Annotated in this window: 14 protein-coding genes; 12 read left to right on the plus strand and 2 right to left on the minus strand. The window is 45.9% G+C overall.

The window, feature by feature from the left end; genetic code table 11:
• Positions 1-17: 17 nt before the first annotated feature.
• The 7 genes from ade to DESPCE1_RS0107400 all read left to right on the plus strand — a co-directional run bounded on the left by ade (position 18) and on the right by DESPCE1_RS0107400 (position 9,776).
• Complete coding sequence (gene ade, locus DESPCE1_RS0107365) at positions 18-1,718, plus strand: adenine deaminase (RefSeq protein ID WP_019850007.1); 1,701 nt, start codon at positions 18-20, stop codon at positions 1,716-1,718.
• A 157-nt stretch (positions 1,719-1,875) separates the two neighbouring features.
• Complete coding sequence (locus DESPCE1_RS0107370) at positions 1,876-2,838, plus strand: alpha/beta hydrolase (protein ID WP_019850008.1); 963 nt, start codon at positions 1,876-1,878, stop codon at positions 2,836-2,838.
• A gap of 273 nt (positions 2,839-3,111) precedes the next feature.
• Entirely contained in the window at positions 3,112-4,395 is a 1,284-nt protein-coding gene (locus DESPCE1_RS0107375) for an IS110 family transposase (protein WP_019849557.1), read from the plus strand.
• A 425-nt stretch (positions 4,396-4,820) separates the two neighbouring features.
• Positions 4,821-5,474 (plus strand): response regulator transcription factor, encoded by a 654-nt coding sequence (locus tag DESPCE1_RS0107380; RefSeq protein ID WP_014793471.1) that lies wholly within the window; start codon positions 4,821-4,823, stop codon positions 5,472-5,474.
• Positions 5,471-6,868 (plus strand): cell wall metabolism sensor histidine kinase WalK, encoded by a 1,398-nt coding sequence (locus DESPCE1_RS0107385; RefSeq protein WP_019850009.1) that lies wholly within the window; start codon positions 5,471-5,473, stop codon positions 6,866-6,868. Before DESPCE1_RS0107380 ends, DESPCE1_RS0107385 begins: the two co-directional genes overlap by 4 nt.
• A gap of 81 nt (positions 6,869-6,949) precedes the next feature.
• Positions 6,950-7,834 carry a hypothetical protein gene (locus tag DESPCE1_RS0107390; RefSeq protein WP_019850010.1) on the plus strand — a complete coding sequence of 295 codons (885 nt, stop codon included), beginning with the start codon at positions 6,950-6,952 and terminating at the stop codon, positions 7,832-7,834.
• Between the two features lie 250 nt (positions 7,835-8,084).
• Positions 8,085-9,776, plus strand: coding sequence for a methyl-accepting chemotaxis protein (locus DESPCE1_RS0107400; protein WP_014793474.1), 1,692 nt, complete (start codon positions 8,085-8,087; stop codon positions 9,774-9,776).
• A gap of 129 nt (positions 9,777-9,905) precedes the next feature.
• Here DESPCE1_RS0107400 and DESPCE1_RS0107405 read toward each other — a convergent pair whose 3' ends face one another.
• Together DESPCE1_RS0107405 and DESPCE1_RS0107410 are read right to left on the minus strand one after the other, a co-directional pair.
• A complete protein-coding gene (locus DESPCE1_RS0107405; RefSeq protein WP_019850012.1) occupies positions 9,906-10,763 on the minus strand; it encodes an AAA family ATPase in 858 nt (285 codons plus the stop codon).
• Positions 10,764-10,784: 21 nt separating this feature from the next.
• Positions 10,785-12,197, minus strand: coding sequence for a hypothetical protein (locus tag DESPCE1_RS0107410; RefSeq protein ID WP_019850013.1), 1,413 nt, complete (start codon positions 12,195-12,197; stop codon positions 10,785-10,787).
• Positions 12,198-12,468: 271 nt separating this feature from the next.
• Here DESPCE1_RS0107410 and DESPCE1_RS0107415 point away from each other — a divergent pair, with 271 nt between their 5' ends.
• From DESPCE1_RS0107415 to DESPCE1_RS0107435, 5 genes are all read left to right on the plus strand, one after another.
• Entirely contained in the window at positions 12,469-18,789 is a 6,321-nt protein-coding gene (locus tag DESPCE1_RS0107415) for a DUF4073 domain-containing protein (protein WP_019850014.1), read from the plus strand.
• A 51-nt stretch (positions 18,790-18,840) separates the two neighbouring features.
• Positions 18,841-19,635: a class B sortase gene (locus DESPCE1_RS0107420; protein ID WP_019850015.1), complete on the plus strand. Its 795-nt coding sequence runs from the start codon at positions 18,841-18,843 to the stop codon at positions 19,633-19,635.
• Positions 19,636-19,704: 69 nt separating this feature from the next.
• Positions 19,705-20,208, plus strand: a complete 504-nt coding sequence (locus DESPCE1_RS0107425) for a cell wall-binding repeat-containing protein (protein ID WP_019850016.1) — start codon at positions 19,705-19,707, stop codon at positions 20,206-20,208.
• Positions 20,209-20,230: 22 nt separating this feature from the next.
• Positions 20,231-20,359 (plus strand): hypothetical protein, encoded by a 129-nt coding sequence (locus DESPCE1_RS23980; protein ID WP_019850017.1) that lies wholly within the window; start codon positions 20,231-20,233, stop codon positions 20,357-20,359.
• Between the two features lie 516 nt (positions 20,360-20,875).
• The gene (locus DESPCE1_RS0107435; protein WP_019850018.1) at positions 20,876-21,988 is read left to right on the plus strand and encodes a (Fe-S)-binding protein; all 1,113 of its coding nucleotides are present in this window, start codon (positions 20,876-20,878) and stop codon (positions 21,986-21,988) included.
• The last annotated feature ends 17 nt before the right edge of the window (positions 21,989-22,005 follow it).

Consider the following 22,005-nt stretch of genomic DNA (forward strand, 5'->3'; position numbering starts at 1 on the left):
TTAAGGAGGTATGGTGTATGAACTACGACAATTTAAAAAAGCTGACCTCAAAGTCGCTGGGACGTGAGAAGGCACAGCTTGTACTAAAAAATGCCGAGGTCGTCAATGTATTCTCAGAGGAAATCCTTGTCAGAGATGTGGCCGTTGAAGAAGGGATGATTGTAGGGGTCGGGAAATACGATGGCCTGGAAGAAATCGATTTGAGCGGCAAATATTTGTGTCCGGGATTCATTGACGCACACCTTCATCTGGAATCAACTTTGGTTGCTCCGCCGGAACTCATTCACTCCGCATTGCAATGGGGAACAACCACCTTCATTATTGATCCCCATGAAGTGGTCAATGTGGCAGGTGAAGAAGGTCTTGATTACATGATTGACCAGACCGAGGATTTGGATGCTAATGTATTTTTGATGCTGCCATCCTGTGTTCCTGCGGTATCTTTTGAAGAAAACGGCTGCATTTTTTCAGCGGAAAAGATGGAACGCTACCTGGCTAACCCGCGTATTTTGGGCTTAGGTGAGGTCATGGATTATGTGTCGGTCATAGAAGCAGAAGAAGAGATGGTAAAAAAACTCCGTCTTTTCCAGGATAGAATAAAAGATGGGCACGCTCCCTATCTGCAGGACAAGCAACTGGCGGCCTACGCCCTGGCAAGAATCAAGACGGACCACGAATGCGTCGACTATGCCTATGCTTTGGAGGAAATACGCAACGGTATGCAGGTATTGATCCGTGAGGGTTCCGGCGCTAGAAATCTTGAGGCGATTGTCCGGGGGATTCTGGAAGATAACATGGATACAGCGAGCTTTTCCTTCTGTACCGATGACAAACATATCAATGATATTCAAAGGGAAGGCCACATCAGCTATAACATTAAGAAGAGCATTGCCTTAGGTATTCCTCCTATCAAAGCCATCAAAATGGCGACCATCAATACGGCTAAGTGCTACAACCTGACGGAACTGGGGGCTATTGCACCGGGATATCAGGCGGATTTTGTGGTGCTGGACAGCCTGGAAGAGGTATCGGTCCATTCTGTTTACCACAAGGGGAAAAAAGTTAATTTTGAAAAGGAAATTACAATTAAGCCCTGTTCAGAACATCTAAGCAAGACGGTTCACATTCCCGACCTCAGCGCGGATGATCTGAAATTAGCCGTCAATACCTCTGAATCCTCCTTGATTCAAATTATCGAAGGCCAAATCACAACCAAGCATCTGCAGGGGATTTTGCCCTCCGAAGATAACTATTTTGTTCCCAATGCTCAATACAACAAGGTGGTTGTGGTTGAACGCCATAAACATACGGGACACTTCGCTGTGGCTCCTGTTCTTGGTTTTAACCTTCACAATGGAGCTATAGCCACCAGCGTTTCTCATGATTCTCATAATATCGTGGCTATTGGTGACAACGATGAAAGCCTCCTTCTCGCCTTGCAGGAATTGCAGAGAGTTCAGGGGGGATATACCATTATCCGTGATAAGAAGGTGCTGGCAACTCTGCCTCTGCCCATTATGGGCTTAATCAGTGATGCCGGATACGAATCCGTGGAAAATACCTTGAATAAAATGATCGGCTATGCTCATGAGATGGGGGTACCTGCCAATACCCATCCTTTTATAGCCCTGTCCTTTATCGCGCTGCCGGTCATCCCGGAAATACGCATAACCACCCGTGGAATGTATGATGTAATAGAACAGAAGTTTATCGGGTAATTCCTTGAATTTTGCCTATATGCCCCTAGATAGTTCTAGTAAGAGGTAGACCGGTAAAAAGGATATTTTGCAGGATTGTGATGTTATGGGAAAAAGTTGTATAATTAGGATCAAGCTATTGATCATAGTTCTTGTTTTATTTGGGAGGCATAATCCTGTGAATAAAATAATTAAGAAGACGGCGGCAATGGTGATTATTGCTCTTGCAGCTATTTTTGTATTAATGTTATTGGTTGCGCCGCCTGTCGCTGTTCACTTAACTACTAACGGACATGTTGATTATGGTGTTATTGAGGATCACCCGCTTCAGAAAATGTATACCTCGTCGGATTTTGTATTGACATCTAATGATATGATATTGACAACAGAGGATAATTACGAGGTTTGGGCGTCAGAGGTAACAGTTGAAAGTCCGAAAGCAGTTATCATTTATTTGTCTGGGATCCGACAACCATCCGTAACTTACTTTTATGGTCACGCTAAATGGATAAAAAGTGAGGGGTATGCATCTTTTCTTTTAGAGGTTCGTGGACATGGGAACAGCAGCGGAGACAGGGTCTGCCTTGGTTATGAAGAAGCAGCCGATGTAAAAGCTGTTGTGGATTACATTAAACAACAGGAGCGTTATAAAGGTGTTCCAATTGTCATTCACGGTGTGTCTATGGGAGGGGCTATCGCTATAAATTCATTTGGCCAGATAGACGAAATAACAGGTTTGATTGCAATGTCTGCCTATTCCAGCTTTGAAGATGTGGTCGTTGACACGATGAAGCAATATAATATCCCCAGGTTTATTTGTGATATTGAAAAGCCCCTTGTCAGGTTGTCACTGCAAACTGTTTTTGGTGATAAAGTAAATGATGTAAAGCCAATCAAACAAGTAGAGAATATTGGTGAACGACCTGCTCTGTTTATTGCAAGTGCTAATGATACGGAAGTATCATACGAAAATATGAATCGTCTACTAAAAGCGGCGCCGGAACAATGTGAGGGATGGCTGCGTGAATCTGATTTAGCGGGGCATTTCATTATTCTGAATCATGATATAGAAAACGTAGATTTGGATACAGAATACTGTGAAAAAGTTCTCTCTTTTTTGGAGAATAAAGTTGTGCATTAGGCTGAGTGGCTGTCGTGTAGCGGGTTGAAAAAGTACATTTTTCAGCCCGTTTTTATCTGTTTGTAGTTATTAATGATAGTTACTAATTTGAATATGAACTTCCCAAATAGAATTGACTTTACAACTCTATAACATAATAGTGATACTATCGAGTAATAAGGAGCATTCCTGTAGTAGTCAAAAATGATCTTTGTCAAAAAGAAGACCTCACGTTACAATTTGAAAGGACTGTTGGCCAACAGAATCCAATCAAAATAACGGAGGTCATCCCAAATGAATTTTACACAAAACGAGAAGCTAAAGCAACTATCTGAAAGAAGTATTGTGATCGGAGTGGACATCGCCAGCGAGCTTCATTATGCCAGGGCATTTGACTGGCGAGGAGTCGAGCTGGGCAAGGTATTCAAGTTTGAAAACAACGCTGAAGGATTCAAGGATTTCCATGCATGGATTGAACGTTTAAAAAGGCAAGCACAAAAGGAATGCATAGTGGTAGGCGCAGAACCAACCGGTCATTACTGGTTTAGCCTGGCATCTTACCTAAAAGAGCAAAGTATTAAGCTGGTCCTCGTCAACCCGTTCCATGTAAAGCGTAGTAAGGAGCTTGATGACAACCACCCCAGCAAAACGGATGCTAAGGATCCCAAGACCATCGCTAAGCTGGTCATCGAGGGCAGATACAATGAGCCCTATATCCCGGAAGGAATCTATGCAGAACTGCGAATAGCAATGGCCTGTAGGATGCGCATCCAAAAGGAAATGAACAGTATAAAAAATCGTGTTCAACGGTGGCTGAAAATCTACTTTCCCGAGCATGAAACGGTGTTTGGAAAGTTTGATGCCACGAGTAGCATGCTGGTATTGCAAGTTGCCCCGCTACCTAGGGATGTTGAAAGACTTGGAGCAGAAGGAATCAACCGAATTTGGAGAGACAACAAATTGAGAGCAGTCGGAATGAAAAGGGCTAAGAGCCTGTATGAAGCTGCTCAGAAGAGCATTGGTTGCACCGAAGGAGAGTCTTGTTCCCGAATGGAAATCCAGCTATTACTGCAAGACTATCATACTAAAACAGCACAATATGAGGCAGTCACTGAAACCATCGATGGGTTGTGCCGTCAGATACCCGAAGTAGCCAAGTTGCTTGAAATTAAAGGTGTTGGCCTCGTTACCGTGGCAGGTTTTCTCTCCGAAGTGGGAGATATTAGACGCTTTAATTCTCCAAAGCAAATTCAAAAGCTAGCGGGCCTAGCCTTGCGAGAAAGTAGCTCGGGCAAGCACAAGGGACAGACCACCATCAGTAAGCGAGGTCGAGCGCGGTTGAGGGCGATTCTATTTCAAGCAGTGATGCCGCTAGTCGCCAAAAACGCAGAGTTTGCAGAGATACACACCTACTATACGACAAGGCCCAAGAATCCACTGAAGAAGAAGCAATCGTTAATAGCCTTAAGCTGTAAACTGATTCGGGTGTTCTATGCCCTATTAACAAAGGGTATAGACTATGACCCGAAAAAGCTGATTCAAGATATTCATCGTCCAGTTGAGTATTCAGCAGCGTAACAGAATAGCAGCGAAATCACAAAAACAAACGGTCTGTGAGTAAGCGTCACCGCAGAAGTGAACAATCCAGGTAGCCTAGCAGACAAAAGAGCTGGTAGTCAGTCGGATAAATCACCATTAGAGCAAAGACTCGGTTGAGGAGCATAACTGACACCCAATCATGGATAGGTGGAACGAAGGAATTTAGGGCGGATTTATCATCTTGACCCTGTTAGACATGGGAGGTTTACCACCGTGAGAATAATGGGTTTACAACGGCCAACATATGCTAAAAAAGCAGACGTTTGCTTTGCTATACCCAAATTCTCTGAATTAGGCATTCTATGCGAATTCTATCCGTGGTGAGCTAGTTTGTTTGGTAAGGAATTCTATGAAAAAGCGAGATATTCAAAGAAAATCAAAAGATATTATAGGGAGGTGGATCAATGGCATCCATTTTAATCGTCGAGGATGAGGAGGCAATCAATGAGCTGGTTAAAAGAAATCTGCAGCTTGTAGGTCATCATTGTGCCTCTGTTTTCGATGGGATAACCGCTGTATCGGAAATACAGTGCCAATCCTACGATTTGATAATTTTAGATATTATGCTGCCGGGGCTGGACGGCTTTGAGGTAATAAAGCATGCGAAAAACACACCCACTATCTTTCTGACAGCCAAAGATAGCCTGCCGGACCGGCTCAAGGGCTTGTCAATGGGTGCGGATGATTATCTGACAAAACCCTTTGAAATGCTGGAACTGCTGGCTCGCGTTGAAGCGGTTCTCCGGCGTACTCAGAAAGCTGCAAGCTGTTTTGAAGCAGGTAGAGTAAGGATCGATTTTGACAGCCGTCAGGTATTTCATGACGGACAGTTGGTGGAGTGCACCCCCAAGGAATATGAGCTCCTTGAAGTGCTTGTCAACAACCGGAATATCGCACTCTCCAGGGAAAGGCTGCTGGAACTGGTTTGGGGCTATGATTTCGAGGGAGATACCCGGACCGTGGATGTACACATCCAAAAGCTGCGTAAAAAGCTGGGCTGGGAAGAGCGGATAAAAACCGTATACAAGCTTGGGTACCGTCTGGAGGTTAGCCGGTGAAACAGCGAACCTTTTTAACAACCCTGGGGCTTTTCCTGATCTTTTTTAACCTTGGTATCTTCTTTGTTTCCAATACCATGTTCAGGGATACGATAAACCGGGCTGAGGAAAGGAGCTTGGGCGAACACTACTTTATTGCCTCCGCTCTGATCAAGGATTTCCGTGCTGTGGAAAGCCGGGGGACAGATGTCAAGAGTTCCATTACTTCCTTACTTCAGCCTTACAGCTATCTCTCTGGGGATAACAAGGCGGGGCTTGCACTTTACCGGGAGGGTCAGCTTATTTATTCCAACAAGGATGCCATGATAGTGCAGAATAATTTCCTGGAGCCTCCGGAGAACGGTAACCGGCTGGCAACGGTACGGAAAGCAAACGATAAAACCTATGTCATCGTCTCAGGAAAGCTCCCTCTTCCTTATGATTCTTATACCTTGGTCTACCTCTACGATACAACTGAAGGGATTACGGCGTGGAATCATTTGAAAAATATGCTATTTCTCGGAGGATTTGTGCTCTCTGTTCTACTGGCTCTCGGCCTTCTGCTGGTACTGAACCGGATATTCCGGCCTCTGACACAAATTTCCCAGACCTCAAGAGATATCGCCAACGGGGAATATGAAACCAGGCTGACCGTTTCCGGACAGGATGAACTTTCCGAAATGGCACAGAGCTTTAATCACATGGCGGAGGAAATTCAGCGCCAAATGACAGAGCTTAAGGATGCCGCAGATAAAAAGCAGCAGTTTGTTGATAATTTCGCCCATGAACTCCGCACCCCCCTGACCGCTATCTATGGCTATGCCGAATACATGGAAAAGGCTGTTTTGTCGGAAGAGGACCGGCTGTTGGCCTTAAACTACATCATGTCGGAAAGCCGCCGCCTGCAAACCATAGCATCGCAGCTTCTTGCCGTGGCCAATCTGCAGAATAATCCAATCGACTGGGAAGAACTAAAAGTAGCCAGCCTCTTTGAGGCGGTCAGCCAAACCCTTTACGGCAGGCTTGCCGGTAAAGACATAAAAATAGAATTCATCATGGAAGTGGGAACGCTTTGGGGAGACGCCGCTTTGCTGGAAAGCTTATTGATCAACTTGATTGACAATGGGATCAAGGCCTGTGAAAAAGGGGGGCACATTATAGTGAGTGCTGTCATGGAAGAGGGTAGGAAAGTCATCACCGTTAAGGATAACGGCAAGGGCATGACCCCCGAAGTCCTCACCCAGATTACGGAACCCTTCTACCGTGGAGAAAAATCACGGAACCGGAGCGACGGCGGCGCCGGATTGGGGCTGGCCATCTGCAAGCAAATTGCTTTGAGTCATCATGCGGAGTTGAGCTTTACCAGTCGTCCGGGGGAAGGGACAACAGCGAAAATTACTTTTACAACTTCATAACAACTCGATAACGATTCGATAATGCAGGTTTCCTATACTGCTTACTGTGATCACAAATTAATCAATAAAGGAGAGATGTAGATGAAAACGAGCAGTTCAGAAGGGAAACGTTTGAAAAAGACGGTTTTGGCAGCCGCATTGCTTATCGGAGCAACCACGATGGTATTCCAGGGGATAACCCAAATCGCTGTAGCGGCAGAATATAACAAAACAAATGCCATTCCCACCAATTATGCAGGCTCCATGGAACAGTCATCCACTACTGCGGAGAACAGCTTGCCGGAAGGCTACCAGAAAGCGAATTATAGGGTGGGGGCAATTGACCTTGAGTATTATAAGAAGCAAACTCCAACCTCTAAGGATATAGCAAAGGAAGCGGCGGCAGAGATCGGAGCACAGGCTCTTTGGAGTGTATACGGGGTGAGCCTGGAGGGACAGGTAGTGGAAATGGGGTATCAGCAGGCTAACGAGAACCTTCCCCGCTCGAGCTGGTATGCCGATGTACTGATCGACGGCGAGCGAAGCTATTCCTTCACTGTCGATTCTGTGACAGGTGAATTATTTTCTGTAGTAAGAGAGAGAACCTTAAAAGAAAAGGTCTCAGTAGCTTATGATGCAACCCTCGCCCAAAATCCCCAGGAATATATAGAGTTGGCAAAGAAAACTGCAGAGACCCTCAATGTGGTGCATGGCGCAGTGGCAGCGGTGGAATACAATGGTCAGGGCTACGGAAACAACGATCCAAGCATCCAATTCGATATTAAGGGTGAAAACGGTGAGGTCGCGTTGATGTCTTTCTCCAGATATGATAAAACCTTATGCGGCATCAGCTACAATGCGGAGTATAAGTATACATTGGAGTACATTAAAAGAATTGAACAGGAGCTACAGCGCGAGCTGTCTAACCGCAGCCATCCGATAACCGGAGAGGGTGAAGCCATTTTAAAACCTCTGACCCATCCATAAGTCACAACGCATAAAAAAGAGCGGGTGTATTTTCTGACGAAAATACCCCGCTTTTGATATGGTAAGAACTCAAAATAAATCTGCAAGTATATTGTATAACAATTCTTAATTAGGATTGAATTATATAATTTGCAGACGTATAATAGGGGAGCAAGTTTGGAGGGGTTCCCCATTTCTGCAGTGCTGCTGATGGGGGAGAACTTCCGAAGGCTGGAAAGGGAAGAGCCCGTGGAAAGGAGTGGATTGAGGAATGAAGATTAGAACAAAATTAGGGATAATGATGTTGGGAATTGTCGTGGCTACAGTTTTATCGATGGTCTTTACCCTAGGCGGCTTAAATGCCATTAAAGAGACAACGCAGGAACATGAGGACAAAAATGTTCCTCTACTGCTGACTTCTTTGGCCCTGCAAAAAGATATCATCCAGATTCAGCAGTGGCTAACGGATATTTCCGCGACTCGGGGGATGCCCGGTTTTGATGATGGCTTTGATGAGGCGGCTGTACATTATGCAAGTGCAAAGGAAGAAATTCAGCAGTTGCAGGAGCTGGGGCTTGAAGCTGAAACAGCAAAGCTTCTGACTCAGGATCTGGATGGATTTTATCAGATGGGAGTGACCATGGCTCAGACCTATATCCAGGATGGGACTGAAGCAGGTAATCTCTATATGGAAAAATTTGATCCCTATGCCGCACAGATGGAAGACAGCATTGATAAGTTAATTGATGGTGTCCGGCAGAATTATAATGAGGGCAATCAAACGATCGCCACCAGAATTAGTACTATGTTTATTGAGACGACGCTCTTATTCGGCATGATCATTTTAATCAGTATCGCCACGATCTTCGTCATTCAAAAGATAGTGGTTAAGCCTCTGAATAGTATGATTACAATTCTGAAGGACATTGCCCAAGGAAATGGGGATTTGACCAAACGGGTCAATCTTCATTCTAAAGATGAGCTGGGGACGATGGGATTATACTTTGATACCTTTACTGACACCGTACGCAATATTATCGCTTCGGTAAAAGAGTTGGCATCAGAAGTTACCTCTGCTTCCGAAGAGCTGACGGCATCTTCCATGCAGTCTGCCACGGCTGCGGAAGAAATAGCACAGACGATTAACGAAATTGCGCGGGGAGCTTCTTCACAGGCCGCGGTAACAACAGAGGGTTCTGCCCATATGGTGAGTTTTAGCAAGTTATTTAAAGAAAATGAGGAGGGGCTTGAAGCAGTTGCTGCTTCTTCTCAAGAAGTGAATGAACTTGTCGGTCAAGGGTTAGTGATCATTAATGATCTGGCCGATAGGACCAAGGACAGCAGCGCTGCTACCCAAAGTGCTTCGGAGCGTATCCTGAAGACGAGCGAGAGCTCGGATAAAATAAGCGAAGCCAGCAGCCTGATCACCGCCATCGCCGGTCAAACCAATTTGCTGGCCTTAAATGCGGCGATAGAGGCTGCCCGAGCCGGGGAGCATGGCCGAGGTTTTAGTGTTGTAGCCGAAGAGATAAGAAAACTAGCGGAACAGTCCGCCTCCTCCACCATGATTATTGACGAGATGGTGAGGAACCTGCAGCAAAACGCCGACGGTGCCGTAAAGACCATGGGTCAGGTGGAGTTGATTCTGCAGGAACAGACCGAGAAGGTCGGCCTGATTGAAAGCAAATATCAGGAGATTGCCCTAGCCATAAAGCACTCTTCGGAATCTGTTCGTCACATCAGTGAGGAAGGAAAACAGATGGAGAGCAAGAAAAATGAAGTGTTGGATATGATTCAGACCCTGGCGGCTGTGGCAGAGGAAAATGCAGCCGGAGCGGAGCAGGCGTCGGCTTCGATCCAGGAGCAAACGGCTTCCATCGAGGAAATTGCTAAGGCCAGTTCGACTTTGTCAGAGCAGTTCAATGAGCTGCAGGGACTTATCGGCAGGTTTAAAGTCGATTAGTCCTGACCGGGAAAAGAATATCGGAATGATCATTGCATCTGCCGGATTTGCCGGCAGATGTTTTCTTTATACAAAAAATCTCCTGTGAGCATTGGCTTGCAGGAGATTTCGCTTAGTGCGCCATTAGGATTAAAATTCGTTTTGATGTCCTTTGAAAAAATCATAGTAGATGCGGACATTTTCCAACTCTGTCCATCGTTTTACAGTCACGGGATTTTCATCAAGATCATAGATTTTGGCTTCCCTCAGGGCAAGGAGAAAGGGGGAATGGGTAGCGATAATAAACTGGCATTGCCAAAACCGTGCCGAGTCTTCAATAAACTTCATTAATTCCAGCTGACGTTTTGGGGAAAGGCTGTTTTCAGGCTCATCCAGTAGATAAAGGCCCTTTTCCTCTATTTTTTCTGTGAAATAGCGGAAGGCATTTTCCCCGTTGGAATATTCACGGGCATTATCCATCAATTCACTTCTGACAAAACGGGACTGAGTCTTAAACCGGGCATTGTTTACTCTTTTCAACTGCTCGTAGTCTGCCAGGGATTTTAATTGAAACTGGGAATATTTCGCTTCCAGATAGTCGCCAAAAAGCTCTTCCCGTTTCCGGTCAATCCCTTCATTTAAGTTGCGTATATTGAGCATATAGTCAAAGACATCATCGCTGGTAATAATCCGGCTGTTTGCCGGGAGGGCAGTTTTAAGCTCCATCCCGCACATAGTGACATAGTCGGGGAAGAAATTGGATTTGTTATAGATGGAATCCCGGGGAATTCCCGCTTTTTCGGCAATCACATTTAAGAGGGTTGATTTTCCTGAGCCGTTTCCTCCATATAAAATGGTGATGGGATCGAAATCAAGTCTTTCCAGCCCCCGTCCCGGAAAGACCTGAAAAGGATAATAGGAGTCGTAACAGGTTCGTTTGACATTGTCCAGGAAGAAGCCAAACTCCCTGTCCCCGTCGGGAAAGGTAAACTGATCTAAATACATCATTCGTTTCACCTCATGAGTGTATCACAGGTTACGTAGTTTGGTCTTTAATAACTCGTCAAGATAAGATTGCCATAATTCAGGGCTGAAATCCATGATGGACAAAGTACTCCCAGCCACTTCGCGGTCCAGGAGGTTATTGATCACATCCGTTTCAAAACAATAAATTTTCTCGGACTCATAGTCATGATCAATCCAGTAAATCAGGCTTAATCCTTGTGAACAGAGCACGGCGACTTTAGGCTGTTCGCTGTTCACAATCTTGATTTTATCACGACTTTCCTCGTTTATATAGGAATCAAAGCGCTGGAGATAGGAAACACGTTGTTCAGGTGCAATATCCACGGCGCCCATGAGGGGGACGATGGCTTTACCTGTAGCGAAAATACTCATCATGGCATCCAGTGTGACGAAAAAAGTAGTTTCTTTGACAAGGATATTCTTAAAAAGCTTCAAGATCTTCTCTTTGACGAGTTCATGGCCTTCCATAGTTTCCAAATCCTGCTTTTCAACTAAATAGCCGATGGATATAAAATTATAGACAGCATCGATGGGGGTATTGATCAGCCGGTCAGAGAGGGGCGAATTGGCCTCTAAGGCGGCAATGGCTTCTTTTCTGCTGTAACTGATTTTTTTAACGTCCTTCTTCATCAGGGAATTAAAAAAAGAAGCTAAATAACCTTTATGAGTGATCACTACCATAAGAGGTGTTCCATCAATCTGAATACTGAACAGTAGGAGAAATTGTCCCTTCATTAATAAAAAGGAGGAATCAATTTCTTTGTTGATTTGCCATAAATTCAAATCAACATACTGCTGGGCTGCGACAAGAGGAAAAAGAACATTACTGTAGGAAGCGTCGTAGGTGGTCTCAAGAGATGACATATTAAACAAGTGATTGAAGGAGATGTTCTTGCGTTTTTTAGAGGTTACTATTTTGATGCGCTGGAAGATATCGGAGTAATAGCGGTTGAACAGAGGCAGGGTGCTGTAAAACTCTAAAGGATCGGCGCCCTTATCGACGATGGCATCTGAAACAATCACACAAAACATATTCAGAATCGTTTTCTTGCCCAGGAAACCGAATTCTCTTTCCGGGTAATCCAGATTGATGTTGTTCTCTGTGGATAAAACTTTATCCAATTCGTATTCGATGGCATAGGCCAAAAACATCTCCAGTTCATAGTGCGAGCTGAAATCATAGATCACCGGAAAGATCGTTTCGAATTTGAGATAACACCCCCGACCATAGATGGCTTCAGCAAAATAATTAGCAGCTTGCCTGCAGAAGATCCTTTTTTCCCTGAACAAAGGCAGTCTTTTCCCGGTCAGGATTTTGCTTAATCCACTGGGCGTCATATTCATGCTTATCGCAAAATCAGTTTTAGAGGTTTGTGCTATATCGATAAGCTCTTCCAATAGTATACCGATTCCCATATCACGTTCCCCATTCTTATGTATGATACCCTTCTAATTATACATAATTTTGGCCTGGTCACTGTTCCAAATAGGAAATTAATTTTATAATTTTTTCTTTTTTTGTCCATTTAGAAAGATGTTTGGGCTTAGACTTTTCAAGCGTTGCTTTTAAGTAAGAATTTATACTATGAGAGAAGGTGTCTTGTTTAAGACTATATAATGGTGCGCTTATATAGTTTTCTGCGTGACATCCGCAAACGATATTTCGAGGAATGGAGGATGCATCAGAGTGAAACGAAAACGAAACGCATATAGAACTGTGCTGGCCTTATTTCTGGCGGTGTTGCTGGTTTTTCAGACTTTGCCACTCAATCCAGCAGCAGCCTATGCACAGGGCGCACCGGAGGGTTCCGGGATAACAACGATCGGTGAAGGGAGCGAGCCGGGACTTGAGGTGACAGAGTCTGAAGTGACGACTCCCGGGGCGATAGGGGTGCAGCCCATGGCCCTGCCGATGCCTATGGCGGCTGTACCCGGGGATAAAACCGCGGTGTTTATGACTGCTAATTTATCCTTTCCGCTGGAGGTGAAGCAGGGAGATCCCTTGGTTCGTATTGAGCCTAACGGCACCATCCAGGGTAGGCAGCAATTTACGCTAAAATCAGAAGGACTTAAGGTGCCCGTAAATGGTGATGATTCGAATCCGACGAATGCGAATCCCGAAAACTACATTCAGAGGGGTGACTGGATCGAGCTGACAAGTGAGAGCTACTTCAAGGAAGTGGTGTTGCCGACAGCTACCAGAGACCTGAATGCAATGACGGAGACTGGCATGAAAAAGCTTGGCACTGTCTATTTCACCCCGGCCAGCATCAAGGTTGTATTTGATGGTGACGATAGCTTTTTTAATGGTGTCGGAAAAGGTGTTACTTTTAGCTTTGAAACCACCGCCGATGCGGATGTAACGGGAATGAGCTATGGTGATACAAAGCCTATCAGCATCTTCGGGACAGCATATCAGCTGAAAAACTCGGATGTTACGCCAGCATACAGCATTACATTGAGTTCGCCCGGACAAGTAAATTGGGATCAATATAGTTATCGGGGAATTCAAGCCGCACAATTTGTTGAGGGAGCGATTACTTGGCAGTCAACCGTATCTGCTTTCGATCAGTTTGATAATACAATCAAGCTGTCACTGGACGGGAAGACGTTTTTTACGAACCCTACAGAGTATAATACAAAATTTGGCGCTAACAGTGGCAATGTCCAAGGTGTCTATGTAGAAGGTTCATTCAAAGTAAACAATACTGCGGTAACCCCGACCATTGGTGAGGATGGAAGCCTGAGCTACACTTTCCCAGAGGGAACAGGTAAGGATCCGAAGGTTGAGTATAAAACATGGATTCCAAAGGCAGGTTACTATTATGAGCACAGGGACCCGCCGGGCAATCTAGGTCGCAGCTATCGAGTCATGTTTGGTAGGGTAGAACTGAAAGAGGGCAGTACTAAGTTGGTAGAGGCAGGTCAAGAGATTTCTTTTGCACCTGACTGGATTCAAGCCAGTGCCTCCTATGACCATCCTAACCAAGAGATCACATGGACAATCAATGTTAACCAGAAATATAATAAAAAAGGTCTGAAAAACTTTACCATCACAAATGCACTCCCCGCTGGGCTGGAGCTTGAGTCGGCCACATGGCAAACATGGGTAGACGGTGTTGCATCTGAAGTAAAATCCATTGAGCCCGATTCAAACAGTGTTTACTCTTTCGGGGATATTAATGGTAGAGTACAACTTGTGATTAGAACGAAGGTGAAAGCCGGTTCTAGTTTTAGAATCGATCCCCGGGCTAATTGGGAATTGGACACACTAGGTGGTATACAAAACAATGATGTGACAAGCGGTGTAAGACCTGATGCAGTAACTGATGAGGCAACTGTCACCATCGGTGCACACGCCTTTACAAAAAGCGGCAGTGTTTTACAGGCGGATTTCAACCTTGGCAGCGTTACATGGACCGTCAACCTAACGCCACAATATGCCCTGCCGGATGCGGTGGTATATGACGTATTAATTCATGGCGGAGATCTGAATGTCTTGGATAACGCTGTGGATGCAACTGGAGAAGTGAGTACATCAACCATTGCAAAAATAAAAGCCAATGTAAATACTGCACAGCTTTGGAAGAAGTATCATGTGGATAGCTTGAAGGGCGTGACGAATGCCACTGGCTTGAGCTTGAAGGCCATTCCTTTGACAGTAGATGGTGAAGTGGTGGCAGATTTGATCAAAGTGACCGGATATAACACTGATAAACCTACTTCCTTCAGCTTCCGTGCACTTGAAACCAATCCAGCCTTCCTATTTAAACAGGACATTAATGCTGATAAAGCACGATGGAATCGAGCCTTGCTGTTTGATGGTGAGGTCATAAAATCAGCGCAAAATTCAACTAATCTTCATATTCGCATGCTGAATAAGGATATGCTCTTTGCGTCAAAGCCATTGAAGGCAGATGGTACGCCTGAAAACTTTACCCCCAATAACATTGGCAGCTACATTTCTAATGATAGTAACGAAGCATGGACGATTTCTGCCTATGACAGAACAACAAAGACCGTCACCTTCCGTTTAGGCATCAATATGCCGGGATATAACACAGAGGAACTTGCAAAGAATGGCGGGAATCGAGTAGTTAGCGACATTAGGTTGGTAGACACATTGCCCGAAGACTGGGAGTTCGTTCCTTTTGAAGATGGGCAAACCTATAAGCTTTATAGAGGCTATTCGGACAATGGCAGCGGCACCGGCTATGGCACCAGGAACGATGCCCAAACACTTATTGAGCCAGGCATCAACGCTCATGTGGTAGAGTTCTCCAATAGCGGAAACGTGGGAACATTTACCTTCTCCAAGCTGGAAAGCCCCTATGTCATTTTAGTCAAGGCAAGACCATCCAATGTGGCCCTGGAGCAATATTTACACGACCATATCACAAACGGCACGAACAAGCAGGTGCTGTATAACAAAGCTGATCTTTACATGACATGGGGCGGAGAGGAAAAGGTAGTCACCGAACAGCGTAAGGTTATTGTACCCATCCAAACACTAGGAAAATCAGTGACCAAACCGGCCCCTGGTGTGCTGGAGTGGACGGTGAACTATACTCCGCCATTTAACATGGCGAAAGGTGTTTATCTACAGGATACCTTGGGTGCGGGTATGAACCTGCGCAAGGATGAAAGCGGAAAGCTCGTACTGACACTACCCAGTATGGCGGTCTATCGTGCCAAACTGACTCCAAGTGGTGCTCTGGAACGAGAGGGCGCAGCACTGAACCTCAGCGCCCCCAATTGCGAAGTGCAAGTGGAAGCCGAACCGGGTGAGGGTGGCACTACAGTCCTGAAGTTCATGATGAATAACCCCAATCAGCTCTACCAGTTTGTGTACCAGACGGAAGTTGATTCCACTAAAGCAAAAGCCGGCGACAAAATGGGCAACGAGGTAAAGCTGATGGGTGATGACAAACTGAAATCTATCAGTGCCAAAAGCGAAAGCACTCTGGACAGTTCGGACGTAGCCGCCAGTTCAGGTTCTAATGCTCTGCTGCCACTGAAAAAGGTGGATCCCGATGGTAAACCGCTAGGAAACGTATGCTTCACATTATATAAGGCGAGTGATGGGACAGAAGTTAGAACAGGAAAAACTGGGACTGACGGAACACTCAATCTGATATTCCCAGATCCAGGGTATTACGAGCTAAAAGAAACTTGTTATGACGAAAATACTTATCTACCCAATATAAAAATTTATGAGGTATATGTAGGAAATACCCCTGGGAAGCCCATCTGGGTAGACGGTGTAAAAGTAGATAGTGAGAATCGGCTGACTGTACCCACCCCTGCTGCAGGCAAGCTGACCGTCAAGAACGTCGTGAAAGGCAACAACGGCGACACAAACAAGGAGTTTGTCTACGCCATTACCTTTGAAGTCGAAGACGAAAACGATAATACTTATAGTTATACAAACCCGGATGGCACCAAGGGAACCTTCACGCTCAAAGACGGAGCAACTTTAAACTTCACACTCAAAGACGGAGCAACTTTCGTTATTGAGAAGTTGTTGGCGGGGGTTAAGTATCTCGTTACTCAGGAGGAGAACACAGACGGACACATCACTGACCCGGCAGAACTGCAGTACACAGGAACCATTGTCTATAATGGTGACCATAAAGCGGACTATGTCAATACGCGGGATTGGTTTGGCAGTCTGCGCATAAGCAACACTGTGACAGGCAGTGGTAGTGACAATGGGAAGGAATTTGAATACAAGATCGCTTTTAGTGATGGCGGAACCTATTCCTACACCAAGAATGGCGGCAGCGAACCTGTCAACATAGCGTCAGGCGGCACAATTAGCCTAAAGCATGATGAGTATATCGTCGTTAAGGACATTCCTCACGGCGTGACCTACACCGTCAGCCAAACCAGTTACGCCGACGACGGCTACACAACCAACCCGGGGGGAGAGCTGAGCTTCACAGGAGAGCTGGAGTTCGAAGGAAAGATTGTGAATGCTGTTGAAGCACAAGCACCCTTTAAGAACAACCGTCAGCTGCCAGGGACCCTTGAGCTTAAAACAAAGCCGGCCAGTGATCCGGGTGACCCGAAAGATGTTGCGAAAGTACCTGGTGACGGAGCACATCCGGCTAAGCTGATTGCCAGCCTTATTGATGAGAATGGTAAACCGGTCATAGGTGCAATGGTGACGTTCAAAGACAAGGATGGCACTGTGGTAGGCACAGCAGTTACCGACAAAGACGGGAAAGCTGAAGTGGAATATCAAGCGGATAAGGTGATGGATACAGACGAGAAGACATATCCATTCACCGCGACCACCACGGCTAAAAGTCCTTCAGGGGTTCCTTATAAGGAATCCAATGAAGTGAAGGTCATCGCAACTCCTGCGGCACTCTTCGGTATTCTGCGTGACAACACAACCGGAGAAGTGATTCCCAATGCAGTAATTACAGTGGAAAACGTAAAAACCGGGGAAACAGTGACAATCACAACCGATGAAAACGGTTTATACCACCACCCTGTCAATAGGAACGAAGAATACACCATCACCTACAACAAGATGGTAAACATCGGCGGTGTTCCAACGCCTGTTCCCTTCACCCAAAAGGCGGATACTGAGGGCAGTACGACTACAGAGGGTAAGGATATTCCAGCAGAGATTACAGCTGTGGGTATCGTGCTCTTCAAGCAGCCTGATGGAAAGTCTTCAATGATACAGGGGACGTTTGCCGGAAATCTGAAGGTCTACCTAAAGGATGAGACGGGCAAGTACATTGAGGAAGGCGGCGTTCCTAAGGCATTCCCCTTGGATCCGCTGTATGGTACCTTTGCGGCCCCTGGTTTGACCGAGCAAACCTACACCATGGAAGTGCGTTACGAAGTTGAGCCGGGAAAAGAACTGGTCATCAGCAAGTCAGAGCTGAAAGTCAAGGCAGACGGCGAACTGAATATTTCAGAAGAGCTTGTTGATCCCTACGGTACGATTACAGATAAAGTCACCGGTAAGGTCATCGAAGGTGCAGAAGTGACGCTCTATTATGCGGATACACCGCGGAACCAAGGCAAAGGAATTACTCCGGGTACGAAAGTAACCTTGCCTTTAATTCCAGGTTTTGCACCTAACGATAACGGTAGCCCCAGTCAAAACAGTGACGAAAACGGAGAATATGCCTACATGGTGTTCCCGGATACGGATTACTATCTGGTAGTAACCAAACCTGGGTATGAAACCTACACGAGCGGTACTATCTCAGTAGGCACCGATATCGTACGCTATGATGTGCAAATGACCCCTGTAAGCAACAGCGGAGGCGGCGATGGGGGTATTGGCGGCGGCTATACGCCCCAGGTTCCCACTGCGCCGAAGGTCAGTGCCGACGATACCAGGAATATTCTGGTAGGCATGAACACCGATATGGAATACTCTGTGGACGGCGGCAGCTGGCGCACCTATGATCCGGCCAATCTTCCGGATCTGTCCGGCAACCACACCGTGAGGGTCAGACTGAAGGCTCAGGGCAGTACACCGGCTGGTGAGATAACCACTCTTAACTTCACTGTCAAAGGTTCTGGGAACAACGCTAACAGTGGTAACAGCGGTAACAGTGGTAACAGTGGTAACAATGGTAACAATGGCAGCAGCAGTGAGAGCGGCAATACACCCCAAACTCCCTCTGCGCCCCAGGTAAACGCCGACGATACCAAGAATATCCTGGTGGGCATGGACACAACTATGGAATACTCTGTGGACGGCGGCAGCTGGCACACCTATGACCCGGCCAATCCTCCGAGCCTGCCCGGCAACCACACCGTACAGGTCAGGACCAAGGCAACGGACACTACCCCAGCTGGTGAGATGGCTACCCTGCGCTTTACGGCTAAAGGTACTGCCGGCAACGAATTGGACGATGTTCCGAAAACAGGTGATAACAGCGCACCCTTAAGCTTTTATCTGGCTCTGGGGCTGATGTCCTTAATCCTATTGGGCATTTGTCTGCCAAACCGCAGGAAGCAAAGCAACATTTAACCGATTGGATCGATTTAATCTATTAAAGACGAGGAAAGGTGATAAGAAAAAATGAACAAAGCAAAAAAGATTCTTATCGCCTTTTCTCTTGTTCTGTTGGTCTTTTCTCTGGCCGCTACCGCCGGCCATCTCCTGGAGGATTATCAGGCACGGAAACACATGGGAGAGTTGACAAGGCAGCCGGAAGATTCACCAATAGGATCAGGCACAGGTGGGGGTGCGACGGCACCCCCGCTTTCTGACGAGAAGGTGAAGGAGGATGAGCCTGTCATGCTTTCGAAGTTGCAGGAGCTTTACAGGCGGAACCCGGATATCGTCGGCTGGCTGAAAATTGAGGATACGGTCATTGATTATCCGGTCATGCAGAACCCCCAGGATGGGGAGTACTATCTTAGCCATGATTTTGATAAGAAGGAAAGCAAGCATGGACTGCCTTTTTTGGACGTTCATTGTCAGATAGATGATGGGGACATTTTACTGATTCACGGCCATTATATAAAAAACGGCATGATGTTCGCAGATTTGATGAAGTACAAGGAGGAGCGCTTTTATCAGGAGCATCCCACCTTCCAATTCAGCACCCTCTATGAAACGGCAGACTATGAGATTGTGGCTGTGATTCTCTCCAAGGTTTACCGCAAAGCGGAAAAAATCTTTAAATATTATCAGGTTGAGAAGGTGGGAACACCTGCTGAATTTGATTCGTATATTCAAAATGTTAAACAACTCGCTCTTTATGACACGGGTGTGACCGCTCGATATGGCGATAAGCTCGTGGTACTGTCCACATGCGAATACTCCACCGAAAACGGCCGGTTGGCGGTGATCGCCCGCAAACGTCAATGAGGATGTTAAAACACAGATCGGCAAATAGATGATAATAACCTAAGAGAAAATAAAACGCTGCTCACTAGGATGGGCGGCGTTTTTGCGTCCTTCCCGTCCGCTTGCACAGGAAATACCTCCACCAGCATTATGGGAACGACTGCAGAGTATGCCGATATCCGCAGCATCAAAATAGCTCAGGGAAGATTTATAACCGCAGTACCTTTATCAAAAAAAAATGACGCTCCCATACTTATGACTTCCTCAATTCGAATGAGCAATGTGGTTCTTCATGAGATTCAATCTAGTGCGGAAACAGTGTTTATTATCGGAGGAACAGGTACAATCTCTGAAGAAATTGAAAGCGAATTGCAAAGCTTCGGGATAACCACCAATCGTTTGGAGGGAGCCAATCGCTATGATACAGCTGCCAAGATAGGGGATCTGGTAGGGATGTCGGATACAGTTTATCTTGCCTATGGGTATGGAGAGCCTGATGCTCTGGCCGCCGCTTTAGCAGCTAAAGTAAAGGGATGCGTCCTGACTGTTCCCCAGGACAGCCTTCCTTCCGCGGTCAAATTCATGAATTGTTGAAGCATTAATAGGATGGGAACACATGAAAAGTTTCATGGGTTATGAAACCTTTGTGAGGGTGGAGCCGGTCGGCAAAGGCTGGTCCGGTGATCAGAACGGTGACGACGAAATTTCCTTCTTAGTTGCCCAATCGACCTATGAACTTGAATAAGGGGAGAGTAATTTTGATAATGACAGACATAAATAGGTTCATTGTCTTTACGGTAATTCTCAATGTGCTGATACTCGTGGCCCTGTTGCAGAATATCCTGTCGATTTTGGGATAGAGGAATAGATTCCCGTGAACAAGCGCAGGCGATTTGTTTTTACAATTGATTAATCTCTTGTCCGAGTTGGTGAACTGTCTCTTTGCAGATGTGTAGAAGTTGATTTGCAATGCTGCTCGCCTGCTGGCATCGCCCGCCTCTTTTGGGGAGGTAAGTCATGCCAGAAGGCGAGCCTTTTTGCGCCCCTTTGTTAAATTGGGACTTAAAGTATCAAAAAGAGAATTTTGATGGCTGAGAAAGTCTTGGTTCGTGAACGGCTAAAAGCCGCTATAAGGCGAATCCGCTGGTGTTATAAGCCCTGAGATATCCTCGGGAAATTCAAAATAAAATTGGTACAATTTTTGCATGTAAATATAAGCAGCAATATCTTTAAGTCGGAGAAATCAACGAGGTGAAAATCATTGAATCAGGAGAAGGACTGGGAAAAAAGGATAGCGGCAGAGTGCACTGATTGTGGTCGGTGTGCGGAAAGCTGCCGCATCTTAACCGAGCTTAATGAGTCTCCGGGGCAGATCGCCAGGAGAGGTATAGAGGTGTATGAAGCGTATGGGTGCGCGCTTTGCGGTAAATGTGAGGTAATGTGTCCCCTTGGCTTGAGCCCTTTTCGAATGTTTGAACAACGCAGAGTGGAGGCGGTGAAGCAGGGGGAAATAAATATTGATGAATACCAATATTTATTTCCCGACCGAGCCGTCACTGTAATGAGTATGTTCAGGGAGTACTATGGGATTGATTATTCTGATCTGAACACGTCATTGCCGGCGCAGACCGGGTTTTTACCGGGGTGCACCATGCTGACCTATTCCCCTGGGTTGACGAAAAGGGTTTATGAAACACTGGCTAAGAAGTATGGAACCATTCTGTTTCTTGATAATTGCTGCGGTATCCCCATGTACCATATCGGGCTTCCAGAAAGAGGGGATAAAATCAAAGAGGAATTAAGGGAAAAAGCGCGTCACCTGGGGGTAAAGCGGCTGATTACAGCTTGCCCTAACTGTTACTATCAGTTCAAGGAAGAAGGGGTCTTGCTGGATCTGGAGATTATTACGATCTATGAAGCCTTGTCGGATGAGTTTATAGCCAACCAAGGTTCCGAAGTCTATGCCATTCATGATTCATGTCCGGATCGTTTTGAAGGGATTTTTGGCAAACAGGTCAGAGAAGCACTGGACCGGGGAAATTATCGGAGAACAGAGATGAAGCACCATGGTAAAAACTCGGTTTGCTGTGGCAGCAGTGGTCAACTCGGTCATTTCCGACCGGAATGGGCTACAGAGCATGAAGTGCAGAATTTAGAGGAAGCCGGTAAGGCCGGTGCCGATACCTTATTAGCCTACTGCCATGCTTGTGTCTTAAATTTCGGCAATATCGCCGACTGCAACATTAAAATACGCCATGCTCTTAATACCTTGCTTGGTTTTGAAGAAAATTATGATGAAGTCAAAGGAAAGGCGGCCCAAATGTTCGAAGGGGAAGAGGGGTATGAGCTTTATCTTAAACTCTTTCAAGATTAGTACTCTAAGTAAGGAAA

It is taken from the genome of Desulfitobacterium sp. PCE1, from assembly GCF_000384015.1.
Lineage (GTDB): Bacteria > Bacillota > Desulfitobacteriia > Desulfitobacteriales > Desulfitobacteriaceae > Desulfitobacterium > Desulfitobacterium dehalogenans.

What these genes read in the sequence shown, in the direction of transcription:
- DESPCE1_RS0107425 (WP_019850016.1), top strand. Translation starts at nt 19,705, where the DNA reads ATGGGCGGCGTTTTTGCGTCCTTCCCGTCCGCTTGCACAGGAAATACC.
- DESPCE1_RS23980 (WP_019850017.1), top strand. Translation starts at nt 20,231, where the DNA reads ATGAAAAGTTTCATGGGTTATGAAACCTTTGTGAGGGTGGAGCCGGTC.
- DESPCE1_RS0107390 (WP_019850010.1), top strand. Translation starts at nt 6,950, where the DNA reads ATGAAAACGAGCAGTTCAGAAGGGAAACGTTTGAAAAAGACGGTTTTG.
- DESPCE1_RS0107420 (WP_019850015.1), top strand. Translation starts at nt 18,841, where the DNA reads ATGAACAAAGCAAAAAAGATTCTTATCGCCTTTTCTCTTGTTCTGTTG.
- DESPCE1_RS0107400 (WP_014793474.1), top strand. Translation starts at nt 8,085, where the DNA reads ATGAAGATTAGAACAAAATTAGGGATAATGATGTTGGGAATTGTCGTG.
- DESPCE1_RS0107410 (WP_019850013.1), bottom strand. Translation starts at nt 12,197, where the DNA reads ATGGGAATCGGTATACTATTGGAAGAGCTTATCGATATAGCACAAACC.
- DESPCE1_RS0107380 (WP_014793471.1), top strand. Translation starts at nt 4,821, where the DNA reads ATGGCATCCATTTTAATCGTCGAGGATGAGGAGGCAATCAATGAGCTG.
- ade (WP_019850007.1), top strand. Translation starts at nt 18, where the DNA reads ATGAACTACGACAATTTAAAAAAGCTGACCTCAAAGTCGCTGGGACGT.
- DESPCE1_RS0107375 (WP_019849557.1), top strand. Translation starts at nt 3,112, where the DNA reads ATGAATTTTACACAAAACGAGAAGCTAAAGCAACTATCTGAAAGAAGT.
- DESPCE1_RS0107405 (WP_019850012.1), bottom strand. Translation starts at nt 10,763, where the DNA reads ATGATGTATTTAGATCAGTTTACCTTTCCCGACGGGGACAGGGAGTTT.